Source organism: Undibacterium sp. 5I2, assembly GCF_035019605.1.
GTDB lineage: Bacteria > Pseudomonadota > Gammaproteobacteria > Burkholderiales > Burkholderiaceae_D > Undibacterium.
The window spans coordinates 32295-44032 of sequence record NZ_JASJVS010000017.1 but is presented as its reverse complement, the minus strand read 5'-3'; the positions used below and the strand labels follow the sequence as shown (position 1 = coordinate 44032).

Genomic DNA, 11738 nt, shown 5'->3' with positions numbered 1-11738 from the left:
AAATATTCTTAATACAGGAGACAACATGCGTCAATATCATCTCACGCTGGGTTTGCTCGCAAGTGCCGCTTTAACGGCTTGCGGCGGCAGCGGTACCCCGGGTCCAGTGGTCAGCGTTTCCACTGCGCGCGGCACTCTGGCGGCGAATCCACCGAATCTGGTTCCGATTCCGCAAGCCAGCGGTCCGGCAGTTCCACAATTGTCACCGACTGCGTTTGCCGCCATGCTTGAAGCTGGTCAGCCGGGTATTACACAAGTAACGGGCGTGCCGAAGTGCGCGATCTCGACTTACTACATGAAATATGCCACCGTCGGCGGTGCCGGTGAAACCACCAGTTCGACTGGCGCGATCATGGTACCGTCTGGTACCGATGCTGCTTGCAGCGGCCCGCGCCCGGTACTGATCTACGCCCATGGTACGACCGCAAACAAAGCATTCAACATGGCTAATCTGCGCGATAATTCCGAAGCCAGTCTGGTTGCCGCTATGTATGCAGCGCAAGGCTTCATCGTTGTCGCATCGAACTATGCCGGTTACGATGTCTCGCCTTTGCCTTACCACCCATTCCTGAATGCTACTCAGCAAGCGAACGATGTCATCGATTCCTTGCGTGCAGCGCGTCAAGCCTTTCCGAATATCAGCGTGCAAGATTCCGGTAAATTATTCATTACCGGTTATTCGCAAGGTGGTTTCGTCGCCATGGCGACACAGCGCGAGATGCAAAAAAATTACGCCTCCGAATTTACCGTCACTGCCATGGCGGGTCAATCTGGTCCGTATGCGATGTCTTTGTTAGCCGACGCAATTTTTGCCGGTGCGCCGAATGCCGGTGGCACGGTTTTCTTGCCATTGATTACCACCAGCTGGCAGAAGTCGTATGCCAACCTGTATGGCAGCGCCAGTGAAATTTACGAAGATCCGTATGCCGCAACGATAGAAACTGTTTTGCCTGGCAATTACCCATCGATTACTGATGTGTTTACGGCCGGTGTCTTGCCTGCTACGCATATGTTTGCCGCGAATTCCGGACCAGTTACCCCGGGCTTTGCTAGCTTCTTTGGCACAGGCAATTTGATTAAATCGAGCTATCGCGCGGCCTTCCTTGGCGATGCGGTACAAAATCCGTGTAATAGCAGCGCTGAACCATCGTTGCAAGTTGCTTGTACTCCAGCTACCCAAGTCCGTGCTCGTGCCTTGCAAAATGACTTGCGTACCTATGTGCCAACCGTACCGGTCATGATGTGTGGCGGTTCCAGCGATCCTACCGTGTTTTTCAAAAGCACCACTGCCACCGCTGCCTTCTTCGTCAACCACGGCTACCCTATGGGTTACCCAGTTGCCGCAACGGCTGGTCTGCAAGTACTCGACGTGGATTCCGCCATCCTCGGCGTATCCGATCCTTATGCTGCGGCAAAAGTTGGTTTTAAGACGGCAAAAAATGCCGTGATCAGCGCGGCTGTCACAGCGAATCAAGATCCGGTCGCAGCAGTTGCCGGCGTCTATCATGGCAGCTTGGTTGCACCGTTCTGCAATGCGGCCGCACGTGGCTTCTTCCTGCAAGTTCTGGCAAGCTCACACTAAGGAATCGTTAACATGAATAAATTCCAATCTGTTGCCGGTGCCATGCTGGTACTGGCCTGCGCTTCGGTAGCGGCACAAGAAAACACTTTGCGTGTTGGTCTGATCAATCTCGACATCCATTCGAAGTCGGCTGATCTGAGCAGCAATGGCCCGGCTTTTTTGACGCCACAACCGGCCGGTCTCAATGTCGGCAATGCGACTACTTTATTGTTGGCTTATACCCGCAAATTAAATGATCATTTCGATCTCGATATCGTCATGGGTTTGCCACCTAAGCATAATGTTTATGGCCGCGGTAACCTGGAAGTGTATGGTGTGACGGCGCAGGTGAAGCAACGTGCACCGACCGCTTTCATCAACTATAACTTCTTTGATCCGACCAGCAAGTTTCGTCCTTTCGTCGGTCTCGGCTTGAATTACACACAGTTTTTTGATGCCAACTCAACTACTAGTGGCAATTTGGCAACAGGTGGCCCGACTAAAATCGATCTGACCAGTTCTTGGGGTGCTGCAGCGCAAGTTGGCTTCAGCTACAAGTTTGCTGACCGTTGGTCGTTCGTTGCTTCGCTGGCAACAGCGCAGGTCAAAAGCGATATGACGGCCACCACCGGTAGCATTGCTCGCAAAACCACGATTGATTTCCGTCCTGTCGTGTTGACAGCTGGTGTAGGTTATAGCTTCTGATTTTTCTGAAGTGAAATAAAAAAAGGGTTCGCGAGAACCCTTTTTTTTTGTCTGTGCTTGCGTAACGCCTCACTACACCGCGACGCGGTTACGGCCCTGTTCTTTCGCACGGTACAGCGCCTGATCAGCCGCATTGATGAAATCGCTGGTGCTTTGCTCATCAAGCAGGGTGGCGACACCGAAGGAACCTGTGATGTGCGGCAAGGCTTTTCTATTGTCGGCAAACACCTTGGTTTTGGCTAAGCGTGTGCATAAACGCTGCGCCACACCGAGCGCAGCTTTGGCGCTGGTGGACGGCAGAATCACCATCATTTCTTCGCCACCGTAACGCGCGGCAAAATCAGTAGGTCGTAAACCGGCATTCAACACTTTGGCAGCAGTTTGCAGTGCATCATCACCGAGCAAATGGCCGAATTCATCATTGAATTTCTTAAAGTGATCAAGATCGACCAAGATGATGCTCAAAGGGTGTTTACTCGATTGCGATTGCTCGACCAGGGTCGGTAATTGACTATTGAGCCAGGCGCGGTTATGTAAGCCGGTGAGGCCATCGACCATAGATAATTGGCGATAAAATTCACCGACTTTTTGGCGGCTGCGGATTTGCGCATTGGCGGCGCGAATACGAAAGGAAAGTAATTGCAATAAATTGCGCGCCACACCATTCGATTCATCGATTAGCCGCCACAAAATTTCTGCCTCGAGCACCAGCAAATCGCTGTCGACCAAGGCAGAAATCGTGGCGGAATGGATTTCTTCATCGAGTACCGAAATTTCGCCAACGCACTCGCCGGGCAAATATTGCGTGATCGAATTTTCAATGTGATTATTATCTTCATTGAGGCGGGTAATGCCCAGTGCACCGCTGAGCACGATGTACAGACGCGAACCGGAACTGTTGGCATCGAGAACGACTTGTCCATTTCTGGCCTTGACAATAGGGCAGTGGGCGATGGTCGCACGGATGGAGCGCAAATTTTCTACCGTGATATCGCGAAACAAATGAATGTCTTCGAGTCGATATGTGGCAGTGCTAAAAACCATCAGTTGTTCCAAAATTGTTTTGTCCAAATACATGTGCAATAAAGGTAATTAAATGAAAATTTGATTTAAAGCTTGAAACCGCATCTCTGTTTCACGAAAAATATGCAGATAATCGGTGTCACTCAGACCCAGCGTATCCCAAGCATGGCCAGACAGCAAGGGGGCAAGTTCATTTTCTTCTTCGTCCAGATCCAGCGCATGAACGATGGCATTGGCAACATGAACGATGGCAGCCAGCGAATGAACGCCCGCGGCATCGGGACGGTGGTGGCCGCTGATCGCTTCCTGCAGTGCCTCGGCGAATTTCCAGTGTTTCGCCAACGCAAGACCTATCTCGACATGATCGGTTTGCATGATGGCATGCTCGGCAGTCAGCAGGGTGCAATCATGCTCATTGCGGTACAGCAAGGTTTGCGCATAATCGAGCGGGCAATAGGTCGCCAGCACCAGTCTGCCTATATCGTGCAGCAAGCCGGCAGTAAATGCGAAGTCATGCTTCATGTGCAATGCCCGTGAAATCAGTTCGGCACAGGTGGCGGTGGCGATGCTATGTCGCCAGAACGCAACAAAGTCGAAGCCCGCGCATTCCGGCGGCGGCAGGCTATTGGTGAGCAAGCTCATGCGTATCACATTTTTTATATGCTTAATTCCCAGCAAGGTCGTCGCTTGCTGTATCGTCACGACCCGAGAATTGGCACCAAAGTGTGATGAATTTGCCAGCCGCAGCACTTTCGCCGTCAGCGATTGGTCCATCGCGATTTTTTCGTTGATGAAATCGAGGCTGCTATCTTCATTATCCAAGTCGCTCAACAATTCCATCGCTACTTGCGGCAGCGTTGGTAAGTCTTTGATATGCGTGATCAGGTACTCGATCGTGATCGGCATTTCTGTCTGAGGCAGGGTAATCATGACGGCACTCCGCTGCGATACAAGCGTAACAGTCGCTCCAATTCTGAATTCGGGTAGGTATAGGGATGTTGGCGGAAAATCAGATCGATTCGGGCCAGTTGGTGCGCTTGCAGCGCAGCGCTGTCAGCGCTGGACATCGGACTTGATTCGACATGTAATTGATGAATATCATGCGCGGCGATGGCATGCAGCGTCGCCTCGCTTAAGCTAAGCCCGGCTGGTAGCAGCACATGCCCCCTTTTATCGAGCAAGTCGTCGGCCAGAACCATGCCGGCCTTGACTTTGGATAAAGGTAAATACTGACTGTGCGTGCTCATTGATGGCTCCTGGTACTGCCTATGCAAGTATTGTTACTGCTGCGACTATATCTGAGAATATACTACTTTGTCTTTTTTCTTACCGATACCATGTCACCCTCAAAAAAATTCTTTCTGCGTCGCCCACGCTTGGTCGGCACTTTCTTGTTCGCCCTCTGCAGTCTGTTTTTTCTACCACAGCACTGGAGTTGGGCCAGCCGTGCTTTGCTCAGTTGGAATGTCGGGGTTTGGTCGTATTTGTGCTTGATGGGGTTTTTAATGAGTCGCGCGAATCATCACCATGTCAAGGCGATGGCCCTGCGTGAAGATCGCAGTGCTGTCATGGTGTTGGTGGTGCTCTCGCTGTCGGCCATCATCAGTATCGGTGCCATCGTACTTGAATTAGCCGGTACGCGTGAACTCGCGGCCGATTTGAGAGCGCTCAAATACCTGTTTGCCGGTGCCACTGTACTTGGGTCCTGGGCTTTGCTGGGGGTGATTTTTTGTTTTCATTATGCGGTTCTATTTTATCAATCGCCGGAACGGCAGCGTGCGCTGCGCTTTCCTGATGACGAGGCGCAGCCTGATTTCTGGGATTTTTTATATTTTTCTTTTACCATCGGCGTCGCCGCCCAGACTTCCGATGTCTTGGTGACTTCGCGCAGCGCGCGCAAGACCGTGCTGGCGCAGTCGGTGCTGAGTTTTTTCTTCAATGTGGCCGTGCTCGGTTTTTCCATCAATATCGCCGCCGGTTTGGTCGGCTGAACAATGCTTGCGCCGGCACGGCCGCATCGGCTTACTGCGTCATGCTGGCACTGATACGTTGTTGCCACCATTGCGCTTTATCGAGCAGTGCGGCCTGATCCAAACGCGTCAGTTGGCGTTGCTGCATTAAGCATACCCCATTCACCCAAACATGGCTGACTTGCTCGCGGCCGGCCGCATACACCAACTGCGAGATCGGATCGAACAAAGGCTGGGTTTCCAGCGCCGATAAGTCGACTGCGATCAGATCGGCTGCCTTGCCGCTCTCGAGGCTACCGATACGGTGTGCCAAACCGAGCGCGCGGGCCCCGCCCAGCGTCGCCATTTCCAGTGCTGCAGCAGCGTTGAGCGCGGTCGGATTGCCTGACTCTGCTTTGGCTAACAAGGCACCGATGCGTAAATCGCCCAGCAAATCGAGCTTATTATTGCTGGCCGCACCGTCGGTACCGATGCCGACATTGACGCCGGCAGTTTGCATGGCATGAATGCGTGCGAAACCCGAAGCCAGCTTGAGGTTACTCACCGGATTATGCGCGACATGCACGCCCAACTGGGACAACAGCACGATTTCTTCATCATCGGCATGCACCATGTGGGCGGCGATCAGTTTCTCATTGAGCAAACCCAGACCATGCAGGCGCTTGAGCGGACGTACCCCGTATTGTTTCAGGCTGCCGCTGATTTCTTCGGCCGTTTCATGGATATGGCAGTGTATCCCCATCTGATATTGGTTCGACAGGGCGATGATTTTACGGAAGGTGTCGTCGGCTACCGTGTACGGCGCATGCGGTGCCAGCCGGAAGTCCACCCCATCTTGGCCGGCGAAGGCGCTTCTGGCCGACAGGGCCTTCTCAATATAGCCATCGGCGTTGTCGGCGTAGCCAGTGGGGAATTCGAGAATGCTGCAACCGACGATAGTGCGCATACCGGCATGCAGCCCGGCGCGCGCTACCGCGTCATTATGAAAATACATGTCGTTGACTGTGGTGGTACCACCACGTATCATTTCAGCCATCGCATACGTGCTGCCATCGAACACGAAGGCATCGTTGACATGGGTTTTTTCGGCTGGCCAGATATGCTCATTGAGCCACTCCATCAGGCCGAGATCGTTCGCCAGTCCGCGCAATAAGCTCATCGCCGAGTGGGCATGCAGGTTGATCAAGCCTGGAAGCAGGGCGTGCTCACTGAGTTCGATGTGGCTGGCTTGCGGATACTGTTGACGTGCTTGGGCTTGCGGCAGAATCGCGAGGATGTTCTGATCCTGCATGACCAGCGCATGTTCTGTCAGTACGCTGCCACGTGGCAGAATAGGAATCAGGTATTTCGGGTGCAGGCAGGTGATGGTCGTCATAGTATCCTTAGGGTGAAGGTCGATTATATCGGTGTTGTCGGAATTTGTTGCAGTATCCTCATTATTGAAATTCAGGAAATCTTATGAACTTTGTCTTTGCCCCAGCCGCCGTGCCGGCTATTCCGGTTGTCGGCAGTGCCGATTACTTTCCGGTTCACCGAATTTATTGCGTTGGACGAAATTATGCCGAGCATGCCAAAGAAATGGGCGATAGCGGACGCGAGGCACCATTCTTCTTTAGTAAGCCGGCCGATGCCGTGCTGCCGGTGGCCGCCGGCGCGCGTGGCTGCATGCCTTATCCAAGCCGTACCAAGGAGTTACACCACGAAGTGGAATTGGTGGTGGCCTTGTCCAGCGGTGGCAGTCATATCACATTAGCCGACGCTGCCAGCCATATCTGGGGCTATGCGGTCGGGCTCGACATGACGCGGCGCGACTTGCAGGCGCAGGCCAAGCAGGGTGGCCGGCCGTGGTGTACTGCTAAAGGTTTCGACCATTCGGCACCGATCGGTGCGCTCACTCGCTGCACCGACCTTAGCGCTGACTTTCTCACTAGCGGCAGTCTCGACCTGCAGGTCAACGGCATCGAGCGTCAGCGCGGCCGACTCGATCAAATGATCTGGCAAGTCGCCGAAATCATCGTCGAACTCTCGCAGCTCTACCAGTTGCAAGCCGGCGATCTGATTTTCACTGGTACCCCGGCCGGTGTGGCATCGGTTGTACGCGGTGATCTGCTCACGGCACAGGTCGATGGATTAGCTACGCTCACCGTCGAACTGGTTTGATTTTCCAGTTTCACCAATGAGTAATAAGGAAGGAAGCAGCATGAAACTCTACAGTTATTTCCGCAGCTCGGCCTCATATCGCGTGCGCATCGCGCTCAATCTCAAGGGGCTCGATTACCAGCAACTGGCGGTGCATCTCGTGAAAAACGGCGGTGAACAACTTAGCGCAGCGTATCGGGCGCTCAATCCGGAAGCCTTGGTTCCAACCTTGATCGATACCCACGACGGTGACGAGTTACTGTTGACGCAATCGCTGGCGATTCTCGAATATCTGGACGAAGTCTATCCGAGTCCGGCCTTATTACCGGCCGATCCCGCAGCCAGAGCGGCGGTGCGTAGTTTTGCACTGTCGATTGCCTGCGAAATTCATCCGCTCAATAATTTACGGGTGCTGCGCTATTTAAGCCATAGCTTGGGCGTGAGCGAAGAGCAAAAAAATGCTTGGTATCGGCACTGGTGTGAAACTGGCTTATTGATACTGGAACAAAAATTACAACAACAGGGCAGCACCAGCACCTATTGTTTCGGCGAGCAGCCTGGTTTGGCCGATTGCTTCTTGATTCCGCAAATTGCCAATGCCGAGCGGTTTAACTGTGATTTTTCTGGCATACCGGGTTTGATGCGTATCAATCAAGCGTGTTTGGCCCATCCAGCTTTCGTGCGCGCCGCGCCGGCCAATCAGGCGGATGCGCAGTAAAGGCCTTAATTCGGCAAACCCGGAACAGCGGCATCATCAAGCGTGTCGCTGAGCACAGAAATCAGCATGGCGCGCGTGAGTTGCGATTTGGTGGTGTAACCGTCGATGGCAAACTGATGACCAACTTCACTCGCGGGGGCGTAGCCGGGTTGACCGGTACGCAAAACGATGCGCAACTGGTGTAAGCCCAGTTCCTTGCGGATGACTTGCACCAGCTGCAGACCTGCATCGACGGTTTCCATCACGACATCGAGCAAAATCAGCGCCAGATCGGGGTTCTCTATGATCACATGTTTGGCTTCCGCGGCGGAATAAGCATGCAGGAAAGCCAGTGGTCGACCGTGAATGCGCACGCCGCCCAATGCCAGCAGGGTGGTTTCATGCACCGTCAGGTCATCGTCTGTAATGAGGATTTTCCAAGGGTGCAGCTCGACTTTCAAGGTCGAATCGGCACACTCTTCTTCCAAAAAATTGATGTCATCGTCAGCACCGTCAAGCTGCGCCTCAGGATGGTCGCAAAACACGGCGCAGCGCAGCCTCGCTGGTGTGTCGCCGCAGTCGCGGCCAAAGGCATAACTGCCCGCGCTGAAAAAGCTGTTGTCACATACTAAACCGGGAGATCTGCTGTGTCTTTGTTCCATCAGTGGCCCCTTGATGCGAATAGTCAGTATTTTTTGTTTATCTTATGTGAAGCGGTGGGCTTAATCAAGCGCTCAGCACGGGTTTCTCTGGTTTTATTGCGTCAACTGCATCAACTGTTCAAGCTGTTTCAAATTTTCATCGCGCTCGGCGTGAGGAAGCGTAGTATTCAAGATGTTTTTTCTTTACAGCATCAACGCGTTCCGGAACTCCGGAGAAGTTAGGAGAGGTATGCCGCAGTGTGATTGCTCGACCGACAGCTTGGTAGTGGTGTTGGTGCCCTTATTGACCATGGTGCTGTTCATGTACGTCAGCCGACAAAGCATGCCTAGTCGTTCGAATCGCTACTGGAGTGCGGCGTTCGGCACGCTGGCACTGTGCCAGTTGTGGCCGCAGTTGGTGGCGGCTTGGGCTTGGCCCAGCTTGCTTGGCAGCGTGCTGTTTTCGGTCTTTGCCAGCTTGCTCTGGGTCAGTCTGCGCTTGCAGCAGGAGCGCTCGCTGCATCTGCCACGCCTCATGCTGGCGTTTTCGGTCGCGGTACTGAGTTTGCTGACGCTGAGTTTTGTCGCCCGCCCACAGAGCGCGCAATTGCTGCCTGCTTATCTGTACGCCGGTGTGCTGATGGCGGCTTGTGCCGGGTCTTTGTGGCGCGACCAAAGCAAGCAGATGCTGCATTATCAGGTGTTCGCCACTGTCTTGGCGCTCGAGTCCTTGCTGTTATTGTTGCCCGGTTTACAAATTTTTGTGCCGCAGCTGAGTCGGCTGTCAGCGCACAGCAGTGGTGCACGCGCGCTGCTGGAAGTCAGCATCGCCTTTCTCAGTCTGCTCGCCGGTGCCGCTGGCATTCATTCGCGCTTGACCGCTGCCCAGCAGGCATTGCAAGACCAGGGGCGCGAGCGGCAAGATGCCGAACAACTGACCAAAGAACGTCAGGCCATGTTTGAAAAAGTTTTTCAAGTGGTGCCGGATGTGCTCTTGATCTGTCGTGAAAGTGATGGCGTCTACATCGAAGTCAATCGTCACTGGGAGCATATCACCGGCTATACGCGCGCCGAGTCGCTCGGGCGTGTGCCGGCAGATTTCGATTTTTGGATAGACCCAAAACGTCGCCAGCAAATGGTCGACAAGCTGAAACAGGATGGCGAGCTGCATGATTTTCAGGCCAGCTTCAGACATAGAAATGGGCATGAATTTCATGTTTCACTGTCAGCCGCGCGCTTTCAAACTGGCGGCGAAACGTATGTGATCAACGTGATTCAAGATGTGACGGTATTGCGCGACACCGAATTACAGCGGCAGAAAATCGAAGGCGAGCTGCAATTGCGCGAAAAACTCTTATCGACCGTCTTTCAGCTCGTGCCCGACACCTTAACCATCACTCGGCTGGAAGGTGGTATCTACGTCGATGTCAACCGCAATTGGGCACCTTTACTCGGTTACAGTCGCGAGGAAGTGATCGGACTTAGTTCGGCCGACTTGAATCTGTGGGTGAATCCACAGCAGCGTAGTGATCTGATCGCGAAAATCATGGCCGACGGTGAAGTGCGCAATATGCAGGTGGCATTTCGTCGCAAAGATGGCTCGGTCGTACAGTGTGTGCTGTCGGGTTCGCGCTTCGGCCTCGAAGACCAAGGTTATATGTTGCTGTCGTCGCATAGCATTGATGCTGATATCGCGGCCGAAGATGCGCGTGTACTGGCCGAGCGCCAACTGCGTGAAAATGAAAGTAAGTATTCGAGTCTGTTCCAATTCTCCCCTATACCGCTGGGCTTGATTGATCTCGACAGTCGGAAAATTACCGAAGTCAATGATGTCTGGCTTAAACAATTCGGCTCGATCGGTCGCGCGCCTTCGGCTGCAGCGGCCGCAGAGGCCGAATTCTGGTGCAGCCCAGCCCAGCCGGCAGCGCTGCTGTCGATCTTGGCCGGCGGCGGCAGTGTTGATCAAATTGAAGTACAGATTCGAAATAAAGACGGTGCTATCCTGATTTGCCAACTGTCAGCCCGCTTGCTGGAAATGAACCGCAAGGCGGTCGGTATTTTTTCGCTGCTCGATGTCACGCGACAAATACAAGTAGAACAAGAAATTCGTGAAATGACCGCGCAACTCGAACAACGTGTACTTCAGCGTACCAGTAATCTGGAGCAGGCTAACAGTGAGCTGGCCGCTGCCATGAAGCGTTTGCGCCTCACCCAGCAAGAGTTGATTCGTTCCGAAAAAATGGCGGCATTGGGTTCCTTGGTGGCTGGTGTCGCGCATGAACTCAATACGCCGCTCGGGAATAGTGTCACGGTAGCGAGCACATTAGAAGATAAAACCCGTGAATTTTCTCAACTGCTGGAAAGTGGGCAAATCAAACGCGCCAGCTTGGAGCGTTACCTCGACAGCAGCCGCCAAGGCGCCGCCTTATTGATGCGCAATTTAGGCATCGCGCGCGAACTCATCGGCAGTTTCAAACAAGTAGCGGTCGATCAGGCCAGCAGTCAGCGGCGCCAGTTTGATCTGGCAGTGGTGCTCGATGAAGTCATCGCGACCCTGTCGCCTATGTATAAAAAAGGGCCGTTTTCGCTCACCACCGATTTAGCCGTCGGTATTGCGATGGATAGCTATCCTGGGCCGCTCGGCCAGATCATCACCAATTTCATGACTAACGCCTTGGTCCACGCCTTCGATGGCAGGGCGGTCGGGGTCATGCATTTGCGCAGTCGATTGCTGTCAGACGAACAAGTGGAAATCATTTTTTCTGATGATGGCAATGGTATCAGTGCGAGTGACCAGGAAAAAGTATTTGACCCGTTTTTCACCACCAAGCTCGGTCGAGGTGGCTCTGGTTTAGGTATGAATATTGCCTATAATTTGGTCACCGGCGTGATCGGTGGAATAATTGAATTACATAGCCAGTTGGGTGCTGGTACTGAGTTTCGCTTGCTCTTGCCGCGGATTGCGCCCACCATCTGAACTGAGCGCAGCAGCGTGAATACAC

The 11738-nt window shown here is 53.4% G+C and carries 11 protein-coding genes; 6 read left to right on the top strand and 5 right to left on the bottom strand.

Annotation, left to right across the window (positions count from 1 at the left end):
- Positions 1–25 precede the first annotated feature (25 nt).
- On the top strand, positions 26–1582 hold the full coding sequence (locus QN359_RS08295; protein ID WP_322248970.1) for an alpha/beta hydrolase: 1557 nt from the start codon (positions 26–28) through the stop codon (positions 1580–1582).
- A 12-nt stretch (positions 1583–1594) separates the two neighbouring features.
- Positions 1595–2266, top strand: coding sequence for an OmpW/AlkL family protein (locus QN359_RS08290; protein WP_322248969.1), 672 nt, complete (start codon positions 1595–1597; stop codon positions 2264–2266).
- 72 nt (positions 2267–2338) lie between these two features.
- Here QN359_RS08290 and QN359_RS08285 read toward each other — a convergent pair whose 3' ends face one another.
- The 3 genes from QN359_RS08285 to QN359_RS08275 are packed head-to-tail and all read right to left on the bottom strand — an operon-like array spanning position 2339 to position 4536.
- Positions 2339–3310 (bottom strand): GGDEF domain-containing protein, encoded by a 972-nt coding sequence (locus QN359_RS08285; RefSeq protein WP_322248968.1) that lies wholly within the window; start codon positions 3308–3310, stop codon positions 2339–2341.
- 48 nt (positions 3311–3358) lie between these two features.
- Positions 3359–4219, bottom strand: a complete 861-nt coding sequence (locus QN359_RS08280; protein ID WP_322248967.1) for an HDOD domain-containing protein — start codon at positions 4217–4219, stop codon at positions 3359–3361.
- Positions 4216–4536, bottom strand: coding sequence for a hypothetical protein (locus QN359_RS08275; protein ID WP_322248966.1), 321 nt, complete (start codon positions 4534–4536; stop codon positions 4216–4218). Before QN359_RS08275 ends, QN359_RS08280 begins: the two co-directional genes overlap by 4 nt.
- Positions 4537–4626: 90 nt before the next feature.
- Here QN359_RS08275 and QN359_RS08270 point away from each other — a divergent pair, with 90 nt between their 5' ends.
- Positions 4627–5280, top strand: coding sequence for a DUF1345 domain-containing protein (locus QN359_RS08270; RefSeq protein WP_322248965.1), 654 nt, complete (start codon positions 4627–4629; stop codon positions 5278–5280).
- A gap of 31 nt (positions 5281–5311) precedes the next feature.
- Here QN359_RS08270 and QN359_RS08265 read toward each other — a convergent pair whose 3' ends face one another.
- Positions 5312–6634, bottom strand: coding sequence for a TRZ/ATZ family hydrolase (locus tag QN359_RS08265; RefSeq protein ID WP_322248964.1), 1323 nt, complete (start codon positions 6632–6634; stop codon positions 5312–5314).
- A gap of 83 nt (positions 6635–6717) precedes the next feature.
- On the opposite strand from QN359_RS08265, the gene QN359_RS08260 reads away from it, so the two are divergent.
- Positions 6718–7419, top strand: a complete 702-nt coding sequence (locus QN359_RS08260; protein ID WP_322248963.1) for a fumarylacetoacetate hydrolase family protein — start codon at positions 6718–6720, stop codon at positions 7417–7419.
- A 40-nt stretch (positions 7420–7459) separates the two neighbouring features.
- Positions 7460–8116, top strand: a complete 657-nt coding sequence (maiA, locus tag QN359_RS08255) for a maleylacetoacetate isomerase (RefSeq protein WP_322248962.1) — start codon at positions 7460–7462, stop codon at positions 8114–8116.
- Positions 8117–8121: 5 nt separating this feature from the next.
- Here the strand turns inward: maiA and QN359_RS08250 are convergent, their stop codons facing one another.
- Positions 8122–8757, bottom strand: a complete 636-nt coding sequence (locus QN359_RS08250) for a hypothetical protein (protein WP_322248961.1) — start codon at positions 8755–8757, stop codon at positions 8122–8124.
- A 229-nt stretch (positions 8758–8986) separates the two neighbouring features.
- Between QN359_RS08250 and QN359_RS08245 the strand changes: the two genes are divergently transcribed.
- Entirely contained in the window at positions 8987–11713 is a 2727-nt protein-coding gene (locus QN359_RS08245; protein WP_322248960.1) for a PAS domain S-box protein, read from the top strand.
- Positions 11714–11738 lie beyond the last annotated feature (25 nt).

Coding starts and splice junctions, on each gene's coding strand:
- QN359_RS08295 (WP_322248970.1), top strand. CDS start 26: ATGCGTCAATATCATCTCACGCTGGGTTTGCTCGCAAGTGCCGCTTTA.
- QN359_RS08290 (WP_322248969.1), top strand. CDS start 1,595: ATGAATAAATTCCAATCTGTTGCCGGTGCCATGCTGGTACTGGCCTGC.
- QN359_RS08285 (WP_322248968.1), bottom strand. CDS start 3,310: ATGGTTTTTAGCACTGCCACATATCGACTCGAAGACATTCATTTGTTT.
- QN359_RS08280 (WP_322248967.1), bottom strand. CDS start 4,219: ATGATTACCCTGCCTCAGACAGAAATGCCGATCACGATCGAGTACCTG.
- QN359_RS08275 (WP_322248966.1), bottom strand. CDS start 4,536: ATGAGCACGCACAGTCAGTATTTACCTTTATCCAAAGTCAAGGCCGGC.
- QN359_RS08270 (WP_322248965.1), top strand. CDS start 4,627: ATGTCACCCTCAAAAAAATTCTTTCTGCGTCGCCCACGCTTGGTCGGC.
- QN359_RS08265 (WP_322248964.1), bottom strand. CDS start 6,634: ATGACGACCATCACCTGCCTGCACCCGAAATACCTGATTCCTATTCTG.
- QN359_RS08260 (WP_322248963.1), top strand. CDS start 6,718: ATGAACTTTGTCTTTGCCCCAGCCGCCGTGCCGGCTATTCCGGTTGTC.
- maiA (WP_322248962.1), top strand. CDS start 7,460: ATGAAACTCTACAGTTATTTCCGCAGCTCGGCCTCATATCGCGTGCGC.
- QN359_RS08250 (WP_322248961.1), bottom strand. CDS start 8,757: ATGGAACAAAGACACAGCAGATCTCCCGGTTTAGTATGTGACAACAGC.
- QN359_RS08245 (WP_322248960.1), top strand. CDS start 8,987: ATGCCGCAGTGTGATTGCTCGACCGACAGCTTGGTAGTGGTGTTGGTG.